Origin of the sequence: Paenibacillus chitinolyticus (genome assembly GCF_045038035.1) — a bacterium.
Taxonomy (GTDB): Bacteria; Bacillota; Bacilli; order Paenibacillales; family NBRC-103111; genus Paenibacillus_F; species Paenibacillus_F chitinolyticus_A.
The window spans coordinates 3,252,759-3,277,249 of the sequence record NZ_CP173427.1 but is presented as its reverse complement, the minus strand read 5'-3'; the positions used below and the strand labels follow the sequence as shown (position 1 = coordinate 3,277,249).

Genomic DNA, 24,491 nt, shown 5'->3' with positions numbered 1-24,491 from the left:
CTCCAATCTGCGGTAGGCAATCAGGGGATTAGGCCTGCATTACAAGCGTGCCTGAAAGATCCTTCGCATGTGTTTCGAAGAACAGATTCAGCGTAGCTTGAGAACGGTATCCGTCCGCAAAGCTCGGCAGACCCATTCGGCTTTTCCGGAGAATGGCATCCACCCATGCCATCTGCTCGATCCGGAATGAATCCGCCCATCCGTGAAACTCGCCTGCCGGGTCCGTCAATAATGCGGGAGGGAGATCGAAGGTTGCGGACGAGATTCCTTCCGTGATGGTATAGCTCAGTGGATTGCGGGTGTGATAATGGAAATTTTTGCGGTGTCCGATGACCTCGATGCCAAACCCGCATTCCTCGCGAACCGTGCTCTTAGAGGTAACCATATGAATGAACACCTGATTATGAAGCTGTCCCAGAATCTCCGAATAGTCGTCGACCTGGACCTCCCTGTTTTCTTTTTCCTTCACATGGGTGGCCATTTTGACACGGATCGATTCGGGACGGAAATCCGAACGGAACAAATACCAGATCATGTCGATCAAGTGTATGCCGAGATCGCCCAGGGCGCCGCTAGTCTGCTTGCTGGCTTCGCTGTCTCTCCAAGTGAAGGTTTTTTTTCTCAGAGCGCTGTCTTTCTTAAAGGAGATATTGAACGAAATGATGCCGCCGTGTCCGCCGTTGCGGATGAAATCCATCAGGATATGGACGAATGACAGATACCGGTAGTTGAATCCCATCATGGCGATGGCATGGGCCTTCTCCGTATAGTCCCGCATCACCTGGGCTTCCTCGAGAGTGATGGCCATCGGTTTCTCGCACAGGACATGCTTACCGGCAGCCAAGGCCTGCAGCGCATGCTCCTTATGCTTGAAGTTAGGGGAAGCGACAATAATGCCGTCCGAGGAATCCAGCAAATCCTCGTAACTTTCGAAGGCCTGTCCCCCGAAGGTGGACGTGAATCGTTCGCCTGCGGGCTGATGGATATCATGTACGCCTGTCAGTACGGCTTCTTTGATCGTTGACAGTGCTTTGGCATGCGTCATGGCAATATTCCCGGCTCCGATAATACCAATCTTGATCATTTTGATTTTCTCTCCCTTATCCGTGGATTATCTCTCTGATCAAATACAAGGTCTTCGAATCGTCACGCTCCCTCTTGCAGGTGTTCTTTTAATACATGAAGAATGCCTTTCACATAAGCCCCTTCGGAGACCAGGGGATGCAGGCTTTTGGCTTCCTCCGTCGCGTTATGAACCAGGTAGCCGTGCCGGACGGCCTGGAGCATAAGCAGATCGTTCCCGCTGTCGCCGAAAGCAAAGGCATGCTCGGGTCGAACGCCGTACCGCTCCAACATGAAGCGCACGATCTCGGCCTTGCCGGTCCCGAGCGGAATGAAGTCCACATCATAGCAGTCCTCAGGATCGCCCGCCAACGGATTGCACCGGTTGATATTGACGTCTACCCGGTACCGGCCGGCCAAATCGCGGATGTGTTTTATCGCATGCAGATCCGTGAAGGGTTCCCTTTGCCTATAATAAAAATTCCACTTGAAACGGGAGCTGCCCAGCTGGGTCTGAGGGGTCAGGTCCACGTCGTACTCTTGAGACAACTCCCGGACCAGCGTTTTGACCGCTTCTTCGGAGAAACCGCTGTTTTCAAGCCGCTCGTCCCACTGCTCATCCCTCGTGCCGTAACGTTCCCGAGTCACATAGGTCAGCTCCGTCCCGAGGTCGCTTGCAATAAAGTGAGGGAAGATCCTGAATTTCCCTCCGCTCATTTTACGCAAAATATCCTCGAGTTTGCTGCCGCTGACCCAGCCGATCATCACTTCTCCCTCACGGCTTTTCCGTTCAATGAACGCTTCAAGCTCTTCCAGCTCCCTGCGGTGATCGTCCAGCAGGACATGCGGGAAATAAGTTTCGTCAAAGTCGCAGAACACAAGGTGCTTGGGCTTCACAGGATGTTCCAGCCGGATGAAGCTGTCTTTATACGCCGATAACACGTCGCAGTCCCTCCATCAGATGGTCTTGTTCTTCCCAAGTCAAATGCGGATACATGGGCAGATGCAAAAGCCGGCTGTGCGTCAGATCCGTTTGCGGAAGCCTCGCATCCGCATAGCGGGCATTCACGAACGGAGTGTCCTGCTTATGGGACAGTACGGGATAGTAGATATCGGTTTCGGCCGAAAACTTGTCCATCAGCTCCCGCCGCACTTGATCCCGGTCTGCGCTCAGGATTTGAATGGGGAAGTGATGCCAGACATGATCGTCCGACGAGCCGGGTAGACGGATTTTTTCGCTGTCGGCCAGCGATTGCAAGCCTTCGCGGTACCGGTCGGCCAAAACCAGCCGTTTGAAGTTATTGAGGGACAAATGCTTCATCCGCTCGATCCCGATGGCGGCCTGCAGGTTATCCATACGGCTGTTGAATCCAAAGTCTCTTACTTTCCGGTTCTTGACGTTAACCTCGAATCCGTGATAGCTGTACTGTAGGCACCGCCGTGCCGCTTCTTCATCGTCGAGCGCTATCGCGCCTCCTTTTCCGCACACCCCCACATTCTTGTAGGGATTGAAGCTCAGGATGAGGGCATCCCCCTCCCGACCGAGTTCCGTTACGCCAATGGCCTGGCAGGCGTCTTCCACAATCTTCAGGCGGTAGCGGTCCGCGAGCTCACGGAGACTTGCCATGTCCGCTTTCTTCCCGTACAAATGCACCGGGAGGATGAACCGGGTCCGGGGCGTGACGGCCGCTTCCGCGCTTGCGGGGTCGAGCGTATAAGTTTGCGGATCAATATCCGCATAGACGGGGATACCGCCTACGGCAAGCACGGCATTTTCGGTTGCGGCAAAGCTGTTGGCCGGCATAATAACTTCATCGCCGGGGCGAAGGCCTAATGCGAGAAGCGCCACCATCGCTGCATCCGTCCCGCTGGAGGTGGCGACGACATATTTTTTTTGCAGGTAGCCCGACAAGATATCTTCAAAGCGGTTCACATACGGGCCGCTGGTGAATTGCCCTGTCGGGAGTACCTCGCTCATTACCGCCAGAATCGCTTCCACCTCTTCTGCAGAGATCAGCCTGTTCAGAGGCAGGAAGTCGACTTTGCCGGGGAATTCGGAGAGGGCGGGGAATAGAGAGCGAATCCAAGTATTAATTGTATTTTCTTTCCTTAAAATGTATAATTTTTCTATTAACTTATCGTTCACCAAATGGTTTTCAAAGCAATCCGGTTCTACGTCACGACCTGTTTTGATGCGATCTAACAGATGAAGATAGTCCTTGCTTGTTCCACGATATTTGTTTTTGGTGGTCAGCACGGTTTTTCCTCCGTTTCCTGAATTTTTTGAAATTTCCTACCCGCCTTTATCGTAAATTATGAAATCGATGACAGGTCAAGACATTTTTTGGAGGAAAATCCATGCCTACGATACAAGAGATCGCCAAGCTCTGCAAAGTGTCGACATCCACGGTGTCGAGGGTTTTGAACAACCATCCGTATGTTTCGGAGAAGATAAGGAGGGAAGTGTTACGGGTTATTGAAGAAATGAACTACACGCCGCATTTTTTGGCCAGAGGGCTGCGCACCAACAGCTCGAAATTACTTGCCGTCTCCGTCCCCAAGGCGGACCATCCTTTTTTTGCGGGCCTGATCAAGGGAATATCGCTGCAGGCGCTGGAATTCAATTACAAGGTGTGCGTATTTCAAACCTTCTATTGTAAAGAAAACGAGCTTGAATTGATGAAGCTTCTCCAGAATAGGGAAGTGGACGGGATCATTCTTGGCGCACTGGAGAACATGTGGGACGATATCGCCCCTTACCTGAAGCGTGGCCCCATCCTCATGTGCAACGAGTTTCATGAAACCGCGCCGGTCCCCATTCTGTGCTACAACGAATTCGAATCCGGATATACCGCAGTGCGGCACCTGATCGAAAGAGGGCACCGGGACATCGGCTTTTGCTTCGACACGGCCAACAGCGAAGCGCAGAACATGCGGAAGAAGGGGTATTTGGCTGCCTTGTCGGACCACAACCTGCCTTATCGTGAGGAGTGGATCTTTGACGGGGCCTTTTCGATCCTGGACGGCCTACGTATTATGAACCGGATTCACCATCTGCCGGAGAAGAAACCGACCGCGCTTTTCTCGGGGAGCGACCAGGTTGCGGCAGGGTTGATCAAACAGGCTGTGAATCTCGGATATAGCGTGCCCGGTGATTTGGCCGTCATCGGATACGACAATCAGCCGATCTGCAGAGTAACGACGCCGACCATTACGAGCATCGACATTCCGGTGGAGCAGTTGGGACGGGAAGCTGTTACGAGGCTTCTTGCCTGCTTGACGGAGGAGCTCCCGTTGAAGCGCGAAGTCACTCTGTTCCCGACAGCCTTGGTGGTACGGGAGTCGACATGAGGCGGTGTTTAGGTTTTAGATTTACAGATATATATGAGGAAAGACGCTGACCCGGAGGGAAATGTGTTTCTCTTGCCGTGTGGAAGAAGACGATAGTGGGTCTGTTGATTCAGTAGAATAGGACCCATTGTTTATTGCTTCCATAATCTTCATTTTCAGATCCTTTTATTAAATGAATAGATGGTTATTCAATTGTTCGAAGCGCAAATGCACCGCAGTACCCCAACCCAAAAAACAAATACAAGGGAGAATGTGAAATCATGAAACGTTTTTCCAGAATGGCTCTATTCATGGTGTTCAGTCTTTTATTGTCCGTATCAACGGCGTTCGCTTCAACATCCAAAGTTGATGTTGGCAGCGGATTGGATCTTCTTATCGACGTCCAAGGAACATCTGTCCCTGGTAAACCGACTGTGGTATTCGATTCCGGCGCCGGTGATGACCATACGGTATGGCAAACAGCTTATGTACAACAACAAATCGCTCAAAGCACATTGACCGTTTCCTATGACCGTGCCGGTCGTGGTCAATCCGATGATGACGCTAACATTGCCAAGGACGGTGTGACAAAAGCCACTCAGCTTCACGCCTTACTTCATAACGCAAATATTCCTGGCCCGTACCTGCTTGTTAGCCATTCCATTTCCGGCGTGTTTGCTCGTACTTTCGCTGCTCTATATCCTGGTGAAGTAGCTGGCATTATCTTTGTTGATTCCACTCACGAAGATGTAGTTCAAGAATACGGAGAAGATCTTATCCACGGTGACCTTGAGAACTCTGACGAATTTACATGGACCGACTGGTTGACAATTGATCAACAAATTCGTCAACTGAATGCACAAGATGCACTTCGTAACATACCGATCACGGTTCTTTCCGCTAACTGCCACGGTTTGTGCAATGAGCAAAACCCGGGCAGCTTGTTCGACGAAACCAAATGGGCTTCCTTGCAAAACAAAATCGCAGCCTTATCCAACGACGTTGTTCACACCACCCTTGACTCCGGCCATTATATTCAATTGAATAAGCCGCAAGCGGTAATCGGCGCTATCAATGCGATGTTTACACGTATCAATCAGCAATAACCGCGGAGAAGGTACAGATACTTTTATGGATACCTTCTTGTCTATACATGATTACCTTGGGAAAATTATTCCTGGTAAAATATTGGAAATACCGGGTCTCTTATAAAATCCAAAGGTTTTTTTCTAACCAAAAAGATCATGGACATAGGTGCCATGATCTTTTTTTATCTAGCGCTCACACAGTAAATGACCTGATTTAATGAACTTAAAGGATAGTCCGGGACTGAAACTATGTTCAGCTTAGTGGACCGATACAATCCATTTCCTTTAAATATGATTCCTTAGAAGCCTGGAACTCCAAAGCTACAAGGTCTGCCCGGCATCTGCCGTCAAAATTTGCCCCGTAACCGCCTCCTGCTCCAGAAGGGAGCAGATGATTTGGGCGATGTCTTCGGGGGTCGCAATCCGCTGGAGCGGAAGTTTGCCGATGAGAGCGTTCATCGTTTCTTCGCGGCCTTTCCACCAGCGTGTCGCCACCGCGCCCGGGGCGACGCAGTTCACGCGGATCTCCGGCGCAAGCGCTTGGGCCAGGGATTTGGTCAGCCCGTGGACGGCTGCCTTAGACACGGCGTAAGGGATGGAGGAGCCGAGACCCGTTAGTCCGGCTATGCTGCCGACATTGACGATGGCGCCGCTTTTGCTCTTTTTCATCAGGGAAGCGGCGGCTTTGGCGCAGGTAAACATGCCTTTGACATTGACCGCATACAGTTCATCCCAAACTTCCTCCGTGGCCGCTTCCAAATCGCTCATCGGGATATGCCGGGTGACGCTGGCATTGTTGACAAGCAGGTCGATGCTCCCGAACCGGGCGGCAATCCGTTCCGCAAGCTCCCTGACTTCGCTTTCGCGGGTCACATCCGCTTTAAATGCGGCGGCACATCCGCCTTCTTCGGCAATCATCCGCACGGAGGATTCCGCATCCTCTCTGGATTGCGAGTAACTGATGACGACGATGGCGCCCCTTCTGGCCAGTTCAAGACTGGTCGCCCTGCCGATGCCGGTACCCCCGCCCGTTACCCAGGCGACTTTATTTTGCATGTTCATGTACGATCACTCCTTCAAGGAATTCAAATCAGGCTCTCTGTATCCAGTTTAAAGGAAACAAACGATTTCATATACTTGAATGTTTTGAAGGAATCGTTCAAAATAATTGAATGAATTGGGAGGAGGAACGCCTGTTGGATTTCAAAACGTTAAAATCCTTCGAAAAAATCGTCGAACACGGAAACTTTGCCCGCGCGGCCGAAGAATTGGCTTATTCGCCGTCTACCGTCACTACCCAGATTCAGAAGCTGGAGAGCGATCTGGGCGTGCTCTTGTTCGAACGCGGCAAAAAAATCGCGTTAACCGAAGCGGGCCGCCTCTTTTATGAACAAAGCATTCCGATCCTGAAAAACATGGAGCAGCTGCAAAAAACGCTGGGTGATCTTGCGTCGGGCGAGGCGGGGCATGTAAGGGTGGGCGTTACGGAGCCGACGGCCAGTCACCAGTTTCCCGGACTGCTCCGGCGTTTTACGGAGGTGTACCCGCATATTCGAATCTCCGTTGAGATAGCAGGAACGCCTGTTTTGACGGATAAAATCCTTAAAGGCGAGCTGGACTTCGGCTTAGGCTCGTTCCCGGATTCGGCCGCTCAGCTCCATTTCGAGCCTCTGTTTACGGAAGAGTTTCTCCTGCTCGTCCCTAAAGATCACGCGCTGGCCCGGGCGGGATCGGACTCGGTGACGCTGGGTCGGCTGCGCGAAATCCGTCTGCTTATTACGGCGCAGTCGTGTCCTTACCGCAGAAAGCTGGAGACGGCGCTCCGGGAAGAGGGAAGCTTTCCGCCGGATACGATGGAGATCGGCAGCATGTCCGCGCTAAAACATTATGTCGCCGAAGGCCTCGGTGCGGCCCTTGTCCCGAGGATGGTGCTCGACCCCTTGCCGGAAGGCACGTTAGCGCTACCCATGGAGGGCGGCGGTATCAACATGACGTGCGGCCTGATTTGCAGATCGGCTGATCTGCCGCTAAAGCGAGCGGGAAAGAACTTGTACGACTTTCTGCTGCACGAGTTTACCCGCCAAAAGGGATGACACTCCTTTTCATTCCGGCTTGCCTTCAATAATTCGTCAAAGCAAAAAAACACCGACGGGCGGTGTTTTTTGTTTTTCCTGTTCCTCCGGGAGGTTTACGAGGGGGTGTAAGTCACCGGGGCCCGAAGAGCGGACGTTCGTTAAGATCCCCGAACCGGAAGGAGGGCCGGGATCGCCCTGAATTAACCATTATCCTGGAAATTAACGAAAAGTTAATTCTCCGAAAAAGCTCTTGTAATCTTGTCACGTTAAGATTGAAGAAGCAGAGTATTAACCTTTGTATAATTATTGTTTTCGTTTTTTTCCCAGTCTAAGCATTTTGAATGGAAAATATAATTGACAGAATTGTACAAATTTACAAAAAACCTCTTGATTGTTATATCCGAGTTAACCTATACTATTAATTGGATAGGAGTTCCACATGATATAAAAATATACAAATCATGAAACTGGAGGGATGAAAGATGTACACGGAAATTGCTGAAAGCAAATTGAACCAATTGAAGGAAAGCGGCCAATATCGCGAGTTTGTCACCATTAACCGGCTGCGGACAAAATACCCTATGGCTCTTGTCGATAACCAGGGAGATCACCCGGTGGTCGTATGGTGCAGCAATGATTATCTCGGTATGTCTCAACATCCAGTTGTTATCGAAGCGATGCACAAGGCGATAGAATTGTACGGAGCCGGCTCCGGCGGTTCCCGAAATATCGGAGGTTCCCACCACTATTATGCGGAGCTGGAAGCTTCGCTGGCGGAATGGCACGGCAAAGAAGCGGCTCTCGTATTCCCGACGGGCTATGGCTCCAACGACGCCACGCTTCAATGCCTGGCGCGCATTTTTCCCGACAGCATCATTTTCTCGGACGCTTTGAATCATGCTTCCATCATTAACGGAATTGTCAGCTCCAAAACGGAAAAAGCCGTTTTCCGGCACAACGACGTGCAGCATCTGGAAGAACTGCTGGCCGCCCAACCGAGCGGCCGGGCCAAAATCATCGTGTTCGAATCGGTGTACTCGATGGACGGGGATATCGCGCCGATCCGTGAAATCGTGCGGCTAGCGAAAAAATACAAAGCCCTCACGTTCCTCGACGAGGTACATGCCATCGGGATGTACGGACCGCGCGGGGCGGGAATCGCGGCCCAGCTCGGCGCAGCGGACTCTATCGATTTTATCCAGGGAACGATGGCCAAGGGCATCGGGATTATCGGTGGCTACATAACGGGCTCGGCACCGCTGATCGACAGTGTGCGCTCCTTCGCTTCGGGCTTCATTTTCACAACGTCTCTGCCTCCGGCCGTAGTAGCGGCCTGCTATGCCAGTGTGGAACATTTGAAACATTCGGATGCGGAGCGCGGCGCACTTCACGCCAAGACAGCCCTGCTGCGCAATGCGCTGGCAGAGGCCGGCATTCCGGTGATGGAATCCAGCGAGACGCATATTCTTCCCGTTCTGGTCGGGGAGGCGAAGAAATGCAAGCTGGCTGCGCGCAGACTGCTGGAGAAGCATCATGTTTACCTGCAGCCGATTAACTCGCCGACAGTACCGGTCGGTACGGAAAGGTTCCGGGTGAATGTGACTCCGAATCATTCGGAAAAGCACATCTACGAACTGGTAAACGCCTTAACCGAAGTGTTCGAGTATTTCGATATCAAAACGCTGGCTTTGAAAGCCTGACCCGATCTTCCGGTTGAAAGGTCGGTTCCGTCAGCCTGCCAACAGAAGAAACGGGAGTGAATCGGCATGAATACGAGTCTTACCCTGCGGATAAGAAGGGCTTCGTTCGAAGATATAGGAGAGCTTGTGGAGCTCCGTAAAATTTTGCTCAGCCGTGGCGAAGGGCATTATGTCTCCCGCTCCGCGGAAGAAGATCTCGCCTGGCAGTCGGAGTACCGGAATTGGCTCCGAGCCAATCTGAAGGGAAACGACCGCATACTCGTGGCGGCGGCGAGCCTGGACGACGAAGAACGAATTTGCGCCTGCGCTATCGGCATTATCGACGACCGGGCGCCGATGAAAGGCTGTCTGAACGGTAAAGTCGGCTGGATTCAGACTGTGGTCGTTCATCCGGACAATCGGCGCCACGGACTGGGCGCAGGGATTATGAATTATGTTTTATCCTGGTTCCGTGCCAACGAAGTAGGAAAGGTAACGCTCCAGACGACCCCCTCTGCCAAGCGGCTGTATGAGAATTTGGGCTTTTCGGAATCGGGGGAAGATCTTCTGATTAAAGAATTTTAATGATTTCCGGGAGGAAGCGCATGAACGTACTAATTATCGGATTGGGTTATGCGGGAACCCGCTTTTCGCAAGCCTTCTCCAATCTGGACCCGGCGGTGACGGGAAATGAACCCGTTGAGATCGCCTATGTGAACCGCAGCCCGAAATCGAACGGCTACCGGTATTTTTCCGGCATAGAGACGGCACTGAAAGAATTCGAGCCTGCCGTAGTCGTCGTAAGCGTAAACGACGAATATCATATCGACGTGATCAAACAGCTCCGGGGCTACCGGGGATTCGTTATTTGCGAGAAACCTCTGGTGCATCCCCAGGACGATCTCGAAGAGGTGGAGGCCGCCTTGAAGCACACCTCGGGATTCGCTCTGGACCTAGTGGAGCGGTATTCGGATGCCTCGATCACGTTGAAGCAGTATGTGAAGGATCATAATTTGCGTCTCGTACGCGCCAACTTTTACTGGGGAAAGGACCGGATTAACGACCACAGGCCGACAAGCGGGGTGATCAGCGAAATTATTCATCCGCTCGATCTCGTGCAGTGGGTGAGCGGCGGAGATGCGGAGCTGGAGTTGAAGGATCTGCAGGGCATCCGCTCCGATTTCTCCATTTCCGGAACGGCCGTGCTGGACAGTGCGGCGATAACCGCCAATCTGGCGGGAGCCGTCGTGACGGGCTACAGCAGCTTCGTCAATATTCTCCGCAAGCGGGAGGTTGATCTCGTCTTCGCCTCGCCGGCGAATAAGCTGATTTTCGCGACGATGATTTTTGACACGCCGGTCTGGGATATCGATTATTTACGGATTTGGGAAAAAACGAATACCGGAGAACGCGTTATCGTGGATCTCAAGACGGAAATCGACGAAAGCCGTCCGGAGTTGAATACGATCCGCAAGTTAATCCGGCTCGTCGGCGATGCTGCGGGGTTTGCCGCTTCAGGGGCGGAGCCTTCCCAGCCTTTCGCGGATTTGCCAAGTTCCCTGAAGCTCCAGAAGCTGCTCAATACGATCGACGCGGACGCGAGGACAATCGGTCCTGTGCAATATGTCGTCGGCTCCGAGCGGGAGTTTTTCAATGATGAAACGAACTGGGAACGCCTCGGCTGAGCTTCCGGGTTTACCATCGAACAAGATAAGCGAGGGAGATTTCCATGCAAAAAGTTTTACTGCTTACCATCGGCATGTTCGCGTTGGGCTTTGACGCCTATGTGGTGGCGGGTCTGCTTCCGGCAATCGGATCGGACTTTGCCATCAGCGCATCGCAGTCCGGTCAGGCCGTAAGCGTATTTACGCTCTGCTACGCTCTGGCGGCGCCGGTATTCGCCACGATATTGGCCGGCAAGCCGGTAAGGCGCATCCTCCTGCTGGCGCTCGTCGTGTTCACGCTGGCCAACGCGGGCACGGCACTTGCGCCGACCTATACGCTTCTGCTTCTCTCCCGCGCGATTGCCGGGATCGGAGCGGGCCTGTATTCGCCGCTGGCGGCGGCAGCTGCGGCGGCCCTTGTTTCCAGCGAGAAACGGGGGAGAGCGCTCGGCATGACGCTGGGAGGAATGAGCATGGGGACGGTCATCGGTGTCCCCGTAGGGCTGCTCATTGCCGAGCAGATCGGCTGGCGGGGAACGCTCTGGGCCGTATCGGCGCTCGGCGTCGTCGCGATTATCGGCATTACCGCTTGGTTTCCGAACTTTCCGGCTGCGGCACCGCCGTCCCTGCCTCAGCGTCTTGCCATGATGACGAACGGACGCGTTGCCGCAACTGTAGGCATTACGTTTATTACGAGCGTCGCCAGTCTGGGGCTGTACACGTATGTGGCGTCCGTTCTGCAGGATCTGGCTGACATCCAGGCGATCACGCCGTACTTGTGGGCGTGGGGAATCGGCGGAGTCATCGGCAGCTTTTCCATCGGGACGCTCATTGACCGTACGGGACGCCCAGGGCTGTTGATGACCGTAATTCTGGCTTTGATGGCGCTGGCAGTCTTCGTCCTTCCGGCCGGGATTCACTACACGCTTGCCGCTTTCGTGGCCTTCGTCGTGTGGGGAGCGACAGGCTGGGCTTCTCAAGCTCCGCAGCAGCATGTGCTCCTCGTCCTTCAGCCTGAACACGGACCGGCCGCCGTGGCGCTGAACAGCTCCGCGAATTATCTCGGCAGCGCGGTAGGCTCCGCCCTTGGCGGCGCGGTTCTGCTCGCGGGGCTGGCCCCCGGCCAGCTGCCGATAGCGGCGGGCGCGCTGATTGCGGCGGCGCTGCTCGGGCAGATCTGGATCGTCTCGCGCAGCCGGGGCTTCGCCAAAGCCGGCCGGGAAGAGAAGATCCAGTCGTGAGCGGGATCGCGTGAGCGCGAATGCAAAAAGACCTTTCAGCCGCTCGGTGGCATGAAAGGTCTTTTTGTCGTCCGCGCTAGTCGTCCGCGCTAGTCGTCCGCGCTAGTCGTCCGCGCTAGTCGTCCGCGCTAGTCGTCCGCGCTAGTCGTCCGCGCTAGTCGTCCGCGCTAGTCGTCCGCGCTAGTCGTCCGCGCTAGTCGTCCGGGCCAGCCGTCCGGGCCAGCCGTCCGAGCCAGCCGTCCGAGCCAGTCGTCCGAGCCAGCCGTCCGGGCCAGCCGTCCGGGCCAGCCGTCCGCGCTAGCCGCCGGCGTACTCGCTCCGGACGATCCGGACGTTCTCGTCGTGGCAGCCGTCCGTAAAGGCGGACCGGTAAGCGTGCGCGTCCCGGAGCGCCAGCAGAGCGTCGCCGTCGTCAGCCCGAACGGCCCCGATCAGGCTTGCGAGGTACCGGTCCGCGAGCTCCAGCCGGCGCTCCATTTCGCTGACGTCTCCGGTCGCCTGCCCGTGTCCGGGAACAAGCAGCTCCAAGTTATGGGCGCCGTAAATGTGCCGGACAGTGTCCAACGTCCGTTCATATGCTTTGGCGCTGTCATAAATGAAGGGTAGCTCGAAATCCGACAAATAATCCCCGGCGATCAGTATGCCTAACGGCTCGATCACGGTCATCAGCCCGTCAGCCGTATGACCGGGTGCGAGATAGAAAGTCAGGCGGGTTTCTCCAAGCTGGAACACCTGCCCGTTTCCGGCCGCAACGATATCAACATGCGGGAACTCCACGGGATAGCCCCGGTCGATATAGTGGCCGGCATCGAACGAAGTGATGAGAGCCAGCTTTTTTTCTTTATCCGCGTGGTTCAGCAGCCCTTCGCTTCCGATCGTGACAGCCCCCGGGAACGCCCCGTATCCGATGATATGGTCGAAATCGCCGTGGGTAAACAGCACGTAAACCGGCCGGTCGCCCCGCACGGCTTCGACATGCCGCCGGATTTCTTCGATCTCCCGGGGCAGCCAGTTCGGATCGGCGATCAAGACGAGATCCTCCGTCACGATTACGGTCGAGGTTGTTTTGTATATCGCGCTTTGAAAGACAGTTACACGTCCGCTCTGGTATTGGATCATACGTTTCACAATCTCCTTGCTCCACGGGCGATTTGTGCCCGGCATTTAAGAGAAATTGTAGCACCCAGAGGCGGAGAATGAAACCGGATGGGCTTGTCTTTTGCAAGAAACCTTTTATTCACCGCCGGATGAAAAAAGATACCGCTTACCTTAGAAATGAGTTATGCTAGGAGCATGACGAACTTTCTCAACGAATGGAAAACCCAACTGCTCGAATACAGCCGGAACATTCGTCTTTTTTTCGTGTTTATTTTCGTGTGGAATACGGGTCTCGGCATGTTCGGGCTCGTGTACAATTTGTACGTCCGCGCTCTTGGCTACGATCAGACGATGGTTGGACAGTTGGTAGGGATGACGGCCATAGCATCCGCAATCATATTAATCCCGGCGGGAATAATGAACGACAGATTCGGGCCCAAGCGGATCGTATCCGCCGGTCTCTTTTTTGTGCTGCTGGCACTCACGGCCCGCTCTCTTTTCGAATTCAAAAACGCCCTGCTCGTCACCTCGTTTCTCGGCGGAATGTCGCAGGCGGTCGTATCGGCTACGATTATTCCTTTTATGGCCAACAATTCGACGCCCCGGCAGCGGGTTCACTTGTTCAGCTTCAACATGGCGCTAAGTATGTTCGCAAGCGTGGCGGGAAATATGCTGGGCGGCGTTTTAACGGACATGTTCCAGTTTGCCTTCGGCATCTCGGAAGTGCTCAGCTTGAGAACGACTTTGCTGATCGGGGTCGGGACGATGGCGCTCGGACTCGTTCCCGTGCTCTTGTATACATCGGAAGCTTCCGGAGAAAAAGACGAAAGGGAGGATAAAAGGGCCGGTCTTAAACCCGGCTGGCGGCAAACGGCATCCAGGCACAAGTCTTCGCTGCAGATTATCGGGCTGTTTGCGTTTCTGAGTCTGCTGTCTTCGACGGCGGGCGGGATGATCGTGCCTTATTTGAACGTGTATTTCGAGGACAGGTTCGATGCCTCCAAAACGATGATCGGCTTCATCGTGTCGCTGGGTCAAGGGGCGACCGCGCTTGCTTTCCTGCTCGGTCCCGCCATTGCGCGCAAAATCGGCGAAGCGAGAGCGGTCGTCCTGCTCCAGCTGAGCTCGATTCCTTTTCTGCTGATTACGGCGTACTCGTCTAATTTTACACTGGCCAGCGTAGGATACTTGTTCAGACAGGCGCTTATGAATGCGGCGAATCCTTTTTACAGCACGATCAAAATGAAGTATGTCGACCGATCGATGCGGGGACTCGCGTCCAGCTCTGGGGAAGCGATGTTCAATCTGGGCTGGTTTCTGGCCTCTCCGGTCAGCATGGGACTTGTGGCGACGTACGGTTCTTACTACGGCTACGCCTACGCTTTCAGCATTACGGCCGTCGTTTATACCGTGATTTGTATTCTGTTTCACGTGTTCTTCGGGAAAGAACGCTTCAAGCCGGTGGAGGAAGCCGAGCAGGCAGCCGGGTAACAGCCGATTTAACCGGGATGCTTCCGAAAGGAAGTGTCCTTTCTTTATTTACATGTTCCGATTGCCAAGGATTGACAGAAATAAGAGGGATGGCTATAATCATAACATACTAATATTATCGGTTTAATCAGATATCGACCAGGTCACTGGAGATACGGCCTTTCCCGGAGGAAAGCTGTGTCTCCTTTTTTTGTGGGGCAAAATAAGCCGGGCACCGGGAGAGGCGGCCGAGTGCGCCTTAAACTTAATGAAATGGAGAGGACTTATGATTTCATTCAGACGTAATTTTCCCAAGGCAGTTTTGGCTGCACTTATTCTCGTGCTCGTGTCCGGCTGCGGGGGAAACGCGGGGAATACCGGCAGCGCAATCCCTCCGGCCTCTGAAAACGGAGCAGCCGGGCAGCCGTCCGCCGTTCAAGGCGGCACGTTTACGTACGCGCTCGCCGGATCGCCGTCCGGACTCGATCCGAATGTCGTGCCCGCCGCACTCGATTACCGGGTTATGCGATCCATTTACGACAGCCTTGTCGTACAGCTGCCGGATCAGTCTATCAAACCGTGGCTCGCCGAAGAATGGACGGTTTCACCCGACGGCAAAGAATATACGTTCAAGCTGCGCAAGGACGTTAAGTTCCACGACGGAACGCCCTTTAATGCGGCTGCCGTTAAAGCGAATTTCGACCGGATCGTGAATCCGGCTACCAAATCCCGGTTCGCCGTTACCCTGCTGGGTCCTTATGAATCGTCCGAAGCGGTTGACGAATACACCGTAAAGGTGCGGCTGAAATCGCCTTACAGCGCGTTTCTGAGTTCGCTCAGCCAGGCTTTTCTCGGAATCGTTTCACCGGCGGCCGCCGAGAAATACAAGGACCAGCTTACCAAAAACCCGGTAGGCACCGGCCCTTTCAAATTCGTGAGCTGGACCGAGAATTCGGCCGTCACGCTGCAGCGCAATCCCGACTACAAATGGGCGCCGGAACTGGCGGCCAACAAAGGCGCACCGTACATAGACAAGCTGGTATTCAAAATTATTCCCGAAGAGGCGACCCGGATCGGCAGCGTTCAAAGCGGGCAGGTTTCGGCCGGAGAGACGGTGCCTCCCCAAAATTTCGTCTCTTTGAAGAAAGACCCGAACGTGCAGCTTTTCCAGGCGGAGTCTTCGGGCATTCCCTACACGCTGATGCTCAATCAGGATCATGCGCCCTGGAACGAGCTGGAGGCCCGCAAGGCCATCCAGCTGTCGATCGACTTCGATGCCATCGTCAAAACGCTGTATCTGGGCACGTATACGCGAGCCTGGTCCCCGCTGACTCCGTCCGTGCTTGGCTACAATCCCTCCTTGGAAGGGGCGCTCAAACCCGATCCGGACGAAGCGGGCCGCCTGCTTGACGGACTGGGCTGGATCAAGGGGGCGGACGGAATCCGTGAGAAAAACGGCAAGAAGCTGACGATCCGTTACATCGACGCGTCGCCGAACAGGGAGAAGCGCAACGACATTGCGGCGATGATCCAGCAGCAGCTGAAAAAAGCCGGAATCGCCGTGGAAGTGGAAATCTTGGCCGATACGACGACAGCTCTTATGGTCAAGGGGACGAATGATCTGGTTGGGGTCAGTAATGTTTCGGGCGACCCGGACATTTTGCGGAGCTTCTTTCACACGAATGCCATTCCGAAAGACGGAAAGTGGGGGCACAATCACACCCACAAATCCGATCCCAAGCTGGACGCCTGGCTGGAAGAGGGGCTTCGAGAGCAAGACCCCAAGAAACGGGCGGAGATTTACAAGCAAGTTCAATCGTATCTCATCCAAAATGCTTACGGATTCCCCGTGTACGTATTTTCGTACACCGTTGCAGCCGGGAAAAACGTGAGCGGACTTAAATTCGATTCGCTGGGGTATCCGTTGTTTTACGATGTAAGCCTGAAAAAATCGTGACGGGGGGGAAGCCGGATTGATTTATGCCATCGTAAGAAGACTGCTCTCTTCGCTGCTTGTCATAGGAGGCGCTTCGGTTCTCGTCTTCTTTATTCTATACCTGCTGCCGGGAGACCCGGTGCTGATGATGCTGGCCGGGACGTCCGCTTCTGCGGAGACGGCAGCGAATCTGCGGCATCAGCTGGGCTTGGATCAGCCCGTGATCCGGCAATTTCTCGTCTATGCGGAAAATTTGCTGCGGGGGGATTTCGGGAAATCTCTCGTTAACGACGACCCGGTGCTTCCCAAAATTTTGGAGCAGTTTCCCGCAACGGCGCTGCTTACCGCAGCGGGTACTTTCCTGGCGGTTGTGACGGGAATCTGGCTCGGCGTGCTTTCGGCGGTTCACCGCAACGGCTTCATTGATTTCCTGGCCCGCATCGTGTCGCTGTTCGGAATTTCCATGCCGACCTTCTGGTCGGGCATCCTTCTGATCCTCGTATTCTCCGTCCGGCTGAACTGGTTTCCGGCCGTAGGCTCGGAAGGGTGGGAGTCGCTCGTTCTACCGGCGGCTGCGCTTGGGCTTGTGGGATCGGGTTTTATCGTGCGCATGGTGCGGAGTTCCATGCTTGAGGTTATGAACGAACCGTTTATTACAACTCTGCGTTCCAAAGGGCTTAGCGAAAGAGTCGTCATGTACCGGCATGCGCTGCGCAGCGCCCTCATTCCGGCTCTTACCATGATCGGTATCCAGATCGGGGAACTCATGGCCGGGGCGGTCGTGATCGAAACGGTCTTTTCCAGGCAGGGAATCGGCAGGCTGCTGGCGGGAGCCATCCTGTCCAAGGATCTTCCGGTCGTACAAGGCGTCGTTTTCTTTACCGCAATCGTGTATGTCCATGTAAATGCGCTGGTGGACTTGTCCTATGCTTTCATCGATCCCAGAGTGAGAAGGGCAGCCTGATGCAGGCGGCCGTTAAAGAGACGCGTGAAAAGGGGGGAGCGGTATGAAAACCGCAGCCGAAGTAAACTACGTGCCGGAACAGCTCACCCGGGAGCGGAGCCGGGAACCGAAACAAAGACGGAGAATCCCGGGCTTTTTGCGCCAAGGGGATCTTCCGTACTATGCGGCGCTCTTAATCGTTTCAGCGATTGCACTCAGTGCAGTCGTGCCGCAATGGCTGGCGCCTTTTCCACCGACGGAAATGAACGCGGATGCCCTGCTCCAGAAGCCGGGCTCCGTCCACTGGTTCGGGACGGATTACTACGGAAGGGATATGCTCAGCCTTCTCATATACGGGGCGAGAGATTCACTTCTGATCGGCGCAGGTTCCGTTCTCATCGGAGGGGCCGCAGGCATGCTGATCGGCAGCCTGGCCGGTTACATCGGGGGCTTCGCGGACGGAGTGTTCATGCGGATCATTGACGTGCTCATGGCCATCCCGGGTTTGCTGCTGTCACTAGCCATTGCGGCCGCCTTGGGGCCGAGTCTGCTCAATATTGTGCTGGCCGTCAGCGTGTCGCTGGTGCCCAAATTTGCCCGGGTTGTCCGCAGTCAGGTGATCAGCATCAAAAGCCGTCCCTACATAGCTGCATCCCGGTCGACCGGCGCGGGCGGAGGTCATATTTTCGTGAAGCATGTGCTTCCTCACGTCATTTCACCGCTGCTCGTCATGGCGACGATAGGAATCGGATCGTCCATCCTGGTCGGCTCCGCGCTTAGTTTCCTGGGGTTGGGCGTGCTTAAGGAAATTCCGGACTGGGGAACGCTTCTCTCGCAGGGCAGAGGTTATTTGACCGTCGCCTGGTGGAATGCGACTTTTCCGGGACTCGCGATTACACTCCTGGTGCTGGCCGTCAATCTGGTGGGAGACCGCTGGAGGGATGCCCTCGATCCTAAGCGGCATGCAAAATGAACGGGAGAAAAACCCGGAGGGGGAACGATTATGGCCAAGCCGATTCTGGAAATTGACCGGTTGAGGGTGGAATTTACCAAGGAAAACGAAAGTCTGACGGCACTATCGGATGTCAGCCTGCACATCAGGCCCGGCGAGACGCTCTGTCTGGTCGGGGAGTCAGGCAGCGGCAAAACAATTTTGTCCAAGGCGATCCTCCGTCTGGTGGAGTTTGAAGGAGGACGCATTACGCACGGCAACATCCGGCTGGGAAAGGAAGACGTGACCCGGCTTCCGCAGAAGCAGATGGGCGAAATCCGAGGAAGGAAGGCCGCGATGGTTTTCCAGGAGCCGATGGCGGCGTTCGATCCGCTTTTTCCGGTCGGGAAGCAAATCGCCGAGGCGTATCTCCGGCATAACCGCAGCTCCCATAAAGAGGCGTGGGAGCACGCGGCCCGTCTGCTCGGCAAAGTCGGCATCCCGGAGCCCGGCCTGCGGATGAAGCAGTACCCGGGCGAGCTGTCCGGAGGAATGCTCCAAAGGGCGATGGTCGCAATGGCGCTGTCCTGCGCTCCCGACCTGCTCATTGCCGACGAGCCGACAACGGCGCTGGACGTAACGATCCAGTCGCAAATCCTGAACCTTCTGAAGGAGGTCCAGAAAGAATACGGCATGTCGATCTTGTTCGTCACGCATGATCTGGGCGTGGCGGCCGAGATCGCCGACCGGGTTGCCGTTCTGTATGCGGGCGGAATCGTCGAGATCGGCGAGGCCGACGCGTTGTTCCGCACCCCGCTGCATCCATACACGAAGGGGCTCATCGGCTCCGTCACGGGTTTGGAGACGCCACGGGGCTCCCGGCTTCCTTCCATTGAAGGAAGCATTCCCTCGCTGGCCGAGCCGCCGTCCGGCTGCCGCTTTCACCCCCGCTGCCCGCATGCCGTCCAGAGGTGCGCGCAGTCCGCACCGCCTCTGGAAGAGATCGCGGGACGCGAGGCGGCGTGCTGGCTTGCCGGGGAACTCCGGCAGAAGGAGGAAGCGCAGGCGGCGGAAGCCTCGCCGGACGTCGTCCGGGAGCTTGCGGAGTACACGCCCGCCGTGATCCTGCCTGCCGCCGCCGTTTCCGCTCCGCCGGAGGAAAACTCCGCAGGCGAAGTCTCCGATAGCCCGCCGCCGCTGTTTTCCGTCCACGGCCTGCGGAAAACATACCGGCTCGGAGGCGGGTTTCTCCGCCGGCCCAAAGGGTCGATCTATGCCGTCGACGACGTCACCTTCACGATCCGGGAAGGCGAGACGTTCGGTTTGGTCGGCGAATCCGGCAGCGGCAAGTCGACTCTCGGCCGGACGCTGCTTCATCTGGAGCCGCCTACGGAAGGCGAGGTTCTTTTTGCCGGCAAGGAGCTTTCCGCCATGTCTTCCTCGGAGCTGCGGAAGGCGAGAAAGCAGATGCAGGTCATTTTCCAGGACCCCTACGGCTCGCTTAATCCGCGCTGGACGGTCGGGCAGTGCATCGCCGAGCCGCTCGCCGTTCACGGGACGCACCGGGGGAAGGAGCGCAGGGATAAAGTCTCCGAGCTGTTGACTTCGGTCGGGCTGCCCCCTTCGGCAGGCGAACGGTATCCCCATGAATTTTCGGGGGGACAGCGTCAAAGGATCGGCATTGCCAGAGCGATGGCTCTGCAGCCACGGTTTATTCTGGCCGATGAGGCCGTGTCGGCGCTGGACGTGTCGGTACAGGCACAGATTCTGAATCTGCTTCAGGAACTCCGGGAGAGGGAGAATCTCACGTATCTGTTTATCGGGCACGGTCTTCATGCGGTCCGGCATATGTCCGACCGCATCGGCGTGATGTACCTCGGCAAGCTTGTGGAAACGGCCCCGAGCGACGAGCTGTTCCGCCATCCGGCTCACCCTTACACAGCCGCTCTTCTGGCATCCGTCCCCAGGCGAGACCGCAGCGGCTCACCGGAGAGGATCCGGCTTGCGGGCGAAATCCCCTCCCCGGCCAACCCGCCATCCGGCTGCCGGTTCCACACGCGCTGTCCGGCGGCAACGGCGCTGTGCCGGGAGGTTCAGCCCGAATGGATAGAGGTAGGCCCGGGACATTCGGCGGCCTGCCATTATCCGCTGTAAAACGGTCTTCTTATATAGGTTTTTTTAGGCGAGGTGACGACAATGGGAGATAGTTTCCGGCTGGCCGAGGAAAGCGACACCGGACAGCTGCTAACGCTTATCGAGGGGGCTTATCAAGCGATCCGGGACCTGAACATCGACTTCAGGGCAACACGGGCGGATTACGAGTTCGTTCGGACAAATATCGAAGAAAACGCGTGCTACGTTCTGGAGCGCGACGGACGGATAAGCGCAACCCTCTCGCTGAAATACATGGAAGAAGTGTCCGTGTATCCGTTCTTGTTTATGTTAGCCGTTCACCCGGCGGAACAGTCCCAAGGGGTGGGCAGCCGACTGCTCCGTTACGTGGAGGAAGAAATCGTGCGGGATACGCTTCTGTCGCCCGCTTCGACGCTGGCAACGTCCCGGAAGCATCCGTGGCTTCTTCCCTTTTACGAGCGGAAAGGCTACCAGCCCTTCTACGAGAGGAATCTCGGGACTGAAGACAAGCTGGTTTTCATGATCAAAAACCTTCGGAGCGGGTCCGGCACGGACCGTGAAGACCCCGTTCATTCGTCCGGCGAGACGGGAGCAGAGCGGTATTCTTTTCCCGTGGATCTAAAGAAAATTTGAAGTGGAGGAATGTTACGGTGAAAAAAAGACATCAGGCTACTTGGCTGCTTGTACTGGCCGCTTTCATGACCGGCTTATCGGCCTGCGGAGCGCCTCCCGCGTCTCCTGCCGCGTCGCCGAATCCGGGGGGAGAGCCCGGCAAAGGAGCGAACTCCGGCGAAAAGACCGTGTATATCGGCATTGTGAACGCACCGATTACGCTCAGCCAAATTAACGACCAGGGGGACTCCGCCTCGGACAACGTGATCGCGCTCCTCAACGATTCGCTGCTGAATCTGAACGAAAAATTTGAGTTTACTCCGAAGTTGGCGGAGTCCGTCGAGACGAAAGACAATCAGACCTTCATCGTGAAGTTGAATCCATCTGCGAAATGGAATGACGGTAAACCTTTTACTTCGGCCGATGTCGCTTTTACGCTCCAGACCGCTTTGCACCCGAAAGTCGAGACGTACTTCAAGCTGAATTTTATCGAAGGACTGAACAATGCGGGTAAGCTGGAGGAAGGGAAAACGGAAATCAGCGGCCTCAAAATCGTGAACGACCGCACATTCGAAGTGCGGACGAAGACGCCGGTCGATCCGCTTCTTTTTAAAGAACGGTTCGGAACGAAAGTGTTTTTCCTGCCGAAGCACATCCTGAAAGACGTTCCCCCCGAACAGATCGCGACCCACCCCTACTTCCAGAAACCAGAAGTAACGATCGGGGCGTTCAAATTCGCCAACTTCGTAAAAGGCCAGTATGCCGAGGTGGTCAAAAACCCGAATTATTACTTGCCGCCGGCCAAGCTCGACAAAATCTTTATTAAAGTGCTTCCGGCCGCCAATCTGGTCGCGCAGCTGCAAACGGGCGAAATTCATATGAATTCGCTGCCCGTCGGTCTCATTCCGATCACGGAATACGAGAAAGTAAAGACGCTGCCGAACGTGGAACTTACGACGAGTAATCCTTCCATTCCGCCCGAACTTTTCTTCAACACGGCCAATATCGGCGATTCCCGCGTGCGCCAGGCCGTCGCCTATGCGATCAACCGCAAGCTTATTGTCGATCAGCTTCTGAAAGGCCAGGGCGAAGTGATTGACGGCGGCATTCCGAGCTATCACCCCAATTTCAATAAAGACATCCAGACATACCCCTACGATCCGGAAAAGGCGAAAAAGTTGCTCCAGGAGGCGAAATGGGACACGAACAAGCCCATCCAATTCCTGATCCCCGTGGGCAATAAAGTGCGCGAGCAGGCTGCGGATATTCTCGTCCAAAATTTGCAGGCCGTCGGTTTGAAGGTTCAGGTTCAGAAGTATGACTTTGCCACGCTTATCCAGAAGGTACGCAAAAAAGAGTTTGATCTGACTATTTTCAACCGGGACTTTTATATTGAACCGAGCTCGTATTTCACTTTGTACAAAAGCGACAGCCCGAGCAATTACTACAGCTACAAAAACCCGAAGGTGGATGAGCTGATTACAAAAGGGGAGACGGAATCCGATCCGGCGAAGCGGCGGCAGATCTACAACGAGCTGCAGGCGGTCATCCACGAGGATGTGCCTACGCTGGCGGTTTACTCGGAGAAGCGTCTGCTTGCCGTCTCCAAAGACGTTCTGGTCGGAAAGCCCCGCGACATCGGGATGTACAACAATACGAACGAGTGGGATTTGAAAAAATAGAAGGGCGTGAGGGCGATGGGAAAGCGGCACTTGGTGGAATGGCTGGACGGCCATACGGAAAAATTCGAAGAGCTTGCGCTGAGGATCTGGGAGCAGCCTGAAGTCGCTTACACGGAGGCGTACGCCTCGAAGCTGCAAGCCACCGTGCTGCGGGAAGCCGGATTTTCGCTCCGCTCCGGTATCGGGGGCGCCGCCACGGCGTTCGTTGCCGAGTTCGGCAGCGGCAAACCCGTCATCGGCATCCTCGGGGAATACGACGCGCTGCCCGGCTTGTCGCAGAAGGTGAGCGCCGAACGGGAAGCCCTCGTTCCCGGCGGGCCCGGGCACGGATGCGGACATAACCTGCTCGGCACGGCCGGTGTGGCCGCGGCCATTGCTTTGAGCCGCCGCATCCGCGAAGAGAAGCTCCCGGGTACGATCCGGTATTACGGCTGCCCGGCCGAAGAGGTCATTTCGGGCAAAACGTTCATGGCCCGGGAAGGCGTGTTCGATGACCTGGATACGGCGCTCACGTGGCATCCCGGCAGCTCCAACATGCCGTGGAACGTACCGACGTCGGCTCTTACGTCCGTCGAGTTTTCTTTCAAGGGGCGGGCCTCCCATGCGGGAAGCTTCCCGCATCTGGGACGCAGCGCGCTTGATGCCGTCGAGCTGACGAACGTCGGCGCCAATTATTTGCGGGAGCACGTGGCGGACGGCTCCCGGATTCAGTACACGATCACGAACGGCGGACAGGCTCCGAATATCGTGCCGGAAGACGCGAGTGTCTGGTATTTCCTGCGGGGCTCCAGCCGGGACCACGTCGACGACTTGCTCCGGCGTTTGCAGAACATCGCCCGCGGAGCCGCTCTGATGACGGAAACCGAGGTGACGTGGGAGATCAAGGCGGGCGCCTACGATCTGAACGTCAACCATACGCTGAACGATCTGCTTTTCCGGCAGAAGGATGAGGCCGGCCCGCTATCGTTCACGGACGAAGATATCCGTCTGGCCTCCGCCCTTGCGGATACGCTGCCTCCGGACCTCCGGGAGTCGGCACTGAGGCGGCGGGAAGAGCTGGGGCTTCCCGCCGGGGAACTGCTGCCGGCCGGGTTCGTGAACGTGAAGCCGGCGCCCAAAACCTTCGGCGGAGGCTCGACGGACGTCGGCGACGTCTCGTGGATTACGCCGGTCGGGCAGATCATCACCACGTGCGCGCCGTTTGGCGTGCAGGTGCATACGTGGCAGGCGACGGCCTCTTTCGGCTCGCCGATCGGCCTCAAAGGCATGCACCTTGCGGCCAAGCTCCTGGCGCTTGCGGCGTACGAGCTTCTGACGGACGGCGGGGTGCTGCTTGCCGAGGCCAGGGCGGAGTTCCTGCGCGCCACGAACGGCCGCAGGTATGTGCCCGCCATACCCGGTGACGTTCAAGCGCCGGTGCTAGTCTGAGCAGCCTTCGTCCGCAGGGCGGTGCTTAAGCGTTTGCGATGCGTGTGCTGCGCCGATACAGATCACCGCCGTTTTGCGTCGCAGCAGGTTCCGCCGGAAGTTGCTGCCCCCGGAACGAC

19 protein-coding genes and 1 pseudogene are annotated in these 24,491 nt (G+C 55.8%); 15 read left to right on the top strand and 5 right to left on the bottom strand.

Annotated elements, in window-relative coordinates; all coding sequences use genetic code 11:
• Window positions 1–28: 28 nt before the first annotated feature.
• From ACI48J_RS14780 to ACI48J_RS14770, 3 genes are all read right to left on the bottom strand, one after another.
• Window positions 29–1,084: a Gfo/Idh/MocA family protein gene (locus ACI48J_RS14780; protein ID WP_405078947.1), complete on the bottom strand. Its 1,056-nt coding sequence runs from the start codon at window positions 1,082–1,084 to the stop codon at window positions 29–31.
• Window positions 1,085–1,146: 62 nt separating this feature from the next.
• On the bottom strand, window positions 1,147–2,004 hold the full coding sequence (locus tag ACI48J_RS14775; RefSeq protein WP_405078945.1) for an HAD-IIB family hydrolase: 858 nt from the start codon (window positions 2,002–2,004) through the stop codon (window positions 1,147–1,149).
• A complete protein-coding gene (locus ACI48J_RS14770; protein WP_405083233.1) occupies window positions 1,988–3,316 on the bottom strand; it encodes a DegT/DnrJ/EryC1/StrS family aminotransferase in 1,329 nt (442 codons plus the stop codon). Before ACI48J_RS14770 ends, ACI48J_RS14775 begins: the two co-directional genes overlap by 17 nt.
• A 104-nt stretch (window positions 3,317–3,420) precedes the next feature.
• Between ACI48J_RS14770 and ACI48J_RS14765 the strand changes: the two genes are divergently transcribed.
• Together ACI48J_RS14765 and ACI48J_RS14760 are read left to right on the top strand one after the other, a co-directional pair.
• A complete protein-coding gene (locus ACI48J_RS14765; protein WP_405078943.1) occupies window positions 3,421–4,413 on the top strand; it encodes a LacI family DNA-binding transcriptional regulator in 993 nt (330 codons plus the stop codon).
• A 260-nt stretch (window positions 4,414–4,673) separates the two neighbouring features.
• A complete protein-coding gene (locus tag ACI48J_RS14760) occupies window positions 4,674–5,498 on the top strand; it encodes an alpha/beta fold hydrolase (RefSeq protein WP_405078941.1) in 825 nt (274 codons plus the stop codon).
• A gap of 303 nt (window positions 5,499–5,801) precedes the next feature.
• On the opposite strand, the gene ACI48J_RS14755 is transcribed toward ACI48J_RS14760, so the two are convergent.
• Window positions 5,802–6,542 carry an SDR family NAD(P)-dependent oxidoreductase gene (locus tag ACI48J_RS14755; protein ID WP_405078939.1) on the bottom strand — a complete coding sequence of 247 codons (741 nt, stop codon included), beginning with the start codon at window positions 6,540–6,542 and terminating at the stop codon, window positions 5,802–5,804.
• 134 nt (window positions 6,543–6,676) lie between these two features.
• Between ACI48J_RS14755 and ACI48J_RS14750 the strand changes: the two genes are divergently transcribed.
• The 5 genes and pseudogenes from ACI48J_RS14750 (at window position 6,677) to ACI48J_RS14730 (ending at window position 12,139) form a co-directional block, all read left to right on the top strand.
• A complete protein-coding gene (locus tag ACI48J_RS14750) occupies window positions 6,677–7,573 on the top strand; it encodes a LysR family transcriptional regulator (RefSeq protein ID WP_405078938.1) in 897 nt (298 codons plus the stop codon).
• A 464-nt stretch (window positions 7,574–8,037) separates the two neighbouring features.
• Window positions 8,038–9,255 carry a 5-aminolevulinate synthase gene (gene hemA, locus ACI48J_RS14745; protein WP_405078936.1) on the top strand — a complete coding sequence of 406 codons (1,218 nt, stop codon included), beginning with the start codon at window positions 8,038–8,040 and terminating at the stop codon, window positions 9,253–9,255.
• Window positions 9,256–9,321: 66 nt separating this feature from the next.
• A complete protein-coding gene (locus ACI48J_RS14740; protein ID WP_405078934.1) occupies window positions 9,322–9,819 on the top strand; it encodes a GNAT family N-acetyltransferase in 498 nt (165 codons plus the stop codon).
• Window positions 9,819–10,109: pseudogene (locus tag ACI48J_RS14735) on the top strand (Gfo/Idh/MocA family oxidoreductase); the annotation flags it as partial. The gene ACI48J_RS14740 and the pseudogene ACI48J_RS14735, both read left to right, overlap by 1 nt.
• An 854-nt stretch (window positions 10,110–10,963) precedes the next feature.
• Complete coding sequence (locus ACI48J_RS14730) at window positions 10,964–12,139, top strand: MFS transporter (protein WP_405078933.1); 1,176 nt, start codon at window positions 10,964–10,966, stop codon at window positions 12,137–12,139.
• A gap of 297 nt (window positions 12,140–12,436) precedes the next feature.
• Here ACI48J_RS14730 and ACI48J_RS14725 read toward each other — a convergent pair whose 3' ends face one another.
• Complete coding sequence (locus ACI48J_RS14725; protein ID WP_405078932.1) at window positions 12,437–13,258, bottom strand: MBL fold metallo-hydrolase; 822 nt, start codon at window positions 13,256–13,258, stop codon at window positions 12,437–12,439.
• Window positions 13,259–13,432: 174 nt separating this feature from the next.
• Here ACI48J_RS14725 and ACI48J_RS14720 point away from each other — a divergent pair, with 174 nt between their 5' ends.
• From ACI48J_RS14720 to ACI48J_RS14685, 8 genes are all read left to right on the top strand, one after another.
• Window positions 13,433–14,728, top strand: coding sequence for an MFS transporter (locus tag ACI48J_RS14720; RefSeq protein ID WP_405078930.1), 1,296 nt, complete (start codon window positions 13,433–13,435; stop codon window positions 14,726–14,728).
• Between the two features lie 265 nt (window positions 14,729–14,993).
• Window positions 14,994–16,664: an ABC transporter substrate-binding protein gene (locus ACI48J_RS14715; RefSeq protein WP_405078929.1), complete on the top strand. Its 1,671-nt coding sequence runs from the start codon at window positions 14,994–14,996 to the stop codon at window positions 16,662–16,664.
• Window positions 16,665–16,680: 16 nt separating this feature from the next.
• Window positions 16,681–17,607, top strand: a complete 927-nt coding sequence (locus ACI48J_RS14710; RefSeq protein ID WP_405078928.1) for an ABC transporter permease — start codon at window positions 16,681–16,683, stop codon at window positions 17,605–17,607.
• Between the two features lie 43 nt (window positions 17,608–17,650).
• Window positions 17,651–18,559: an ABC transporter permease gene (locus ACI48J_RS14705; RefSeq protein ID WP_405078927.1), complete on the top strand. Its 909-nt coding sequence runs from the start codon at window positions 17,651–17,653 to the stop codon at window positions 18,557–18,559.
• A 30-nt stretch (window positions 18,560–18,589) separates the two neighbouring features.
• The gene (locus ACI48J_RS14700) at window positions 18,590–20,671 is read left to right on the top strand and encodes a dipeptide ABC transporter ATP-binding protein (RefSeq protein WP_405078926.1); all 2,082 of its coding nucleotides are present in this window, start codon (window positions 18,590–18,592) and stop codon (window positions 20,669–20,671) included.
• A gap of 42 nt (window positions 20,672–20,713) precedes the next feature.
• Window positions 20,714–21,283 carry a GNAT family N-acetyltransferase gene (locus tag ACI48J_RS14695; protein WP_405078925.1) on the top strand — a complete coding sequence of 190 codons (570 nt, stop codon included), beginning with the start codon at window positions 20,714–20,716 and terminating at the stop codon, window positions 21,281–21,283.
• Window positions 21,284–21,300: 17 nt separating this feature from the next.
• Window positions 21,301–22,944, top strand: coding sequence for an ABC transporter substrate-binding protein (locus tag ACI48J_RS14690; protein WP_405078924.1), 1,644 nt, complete (start codon window positions 21,301–21,303; stop codon window positions 22,942–22,944).
• 15 nt (window positions 22,945–22,959) lie between these two features.
• On the top strand, window positions 22,960–24,372 hold the full coding sequence (locus ACI48J_RS14685) for an amidohydrolase (protein WP_405078922.1): 1,413 nt from the start codon (window positions 22,960–22,962) through the stop codon (window positions 24,370–24,372).
• Window positions 24,373–24,491: the final 119 nt, after the last annotated feature.

Excerpts from the sequence above, each read along its gene's own strand:
- ACI48J_RS14780 (WP_405078947.1), bottom strand. The coding sequence starts at position 1,084 with ATGATCAAGATTGGTATTATCGGAGCCGGGAATATTGCCATGACGCAT.
- ACI48J_RS14765 (WP_405078943.1), top strand. The coding sequence starts at position 3,421 with ATGCCTACGATACAAGAGATCGCCAAGCTCTGCAAAGTGTCGACATCC.
- ACI48J_RS14760 (WP_405078941.1), top strand. The coding sequence starts at position 4,674 with ATGAAACGTTTTTCCAGAATGGCTCTATTCATGGTGTTCAGTCTTTTA.
- ACI48J_RS14755 (WP_405078939.1), bottom strand. The coding sequence starts at position 6,542 with ATGAACATGCAAAATAAAGTCGCCTGGGTAACGGGCGGGGGTACCGGC.
- hemA (WP_405078936.1), top strand. The coding sequence starts at position 8,038 with ATGTACACGGAAATTGCTGAAAGCAAATTGAACCAATTGAAGGAAAGC.
- ACI48J_RS14740 (WP_405078934.1), top strand. The coding sequence starts at position 9,322 with ATGAATACGAGTCTTACCCTGCGGATAAGAAGGGCTTCGTTCGAAGAT.
- ACI48J_RS14730 (WP_405078933.1), top strand. The coding sequence starts at position 10,964 with ATGCAAAAAGTTTTACTGCTTACCATCGGCATGTTCGCGTTGGGCTTT.
- ACI48J_RS14725 (WP_405078932.1), bottom strand. The coding sequence starts at position 13,258 with ATGATCCAATACCAGAGCGGACGTGTAACTGTCTTTCAAAGCGCGATA.
- ACI48J_RS14720 (WP_405078930.1), top strand. The coding sequence starts at position 13,433 with ATGACGAACTTTCTCAACGAATGGAAAACCCAACTGCTCGAATACAGC.
- ACI48J_RS14715 (WP_405078929.1), top strand. The coding sequence starts at position 14,994 with ATGATTTCATTCAGACGTAATTTTCCCAAGGCAGTTTTGGCTGCACTT.
- ACI48J_RS14705 (WP_405078927.1), top strand. The coding sequence starts at position 17,651 with ATGAAAACCGCAGCCGAAGTAAACTACGTGCCGGAACAGCTCACCCGG.
- ACI48J_RS14700 (WP_405078926.1), top strand. The coding sequence starts at position 18,590 with ATGGCCAAGCCGATTCTGGAAATTGACCGGTTGAGGGTGGAATTTACC.
- ACI48J_RS14695 (WP_405078925.1), top strand. The coding sequence starts at position 20,714 with ATGGGAGATAGTTTCCGGCTGGCCGAGGAAAGCGACACCGGACAGCTG.
- ACI48J_RS14685 (WP_405078922.1), top strand. The coding sequence starts at position 22,960 with ATGGGAAAGCGGCACTTGGTGGAATGGCTGGACGGCCATACGGAAAAA.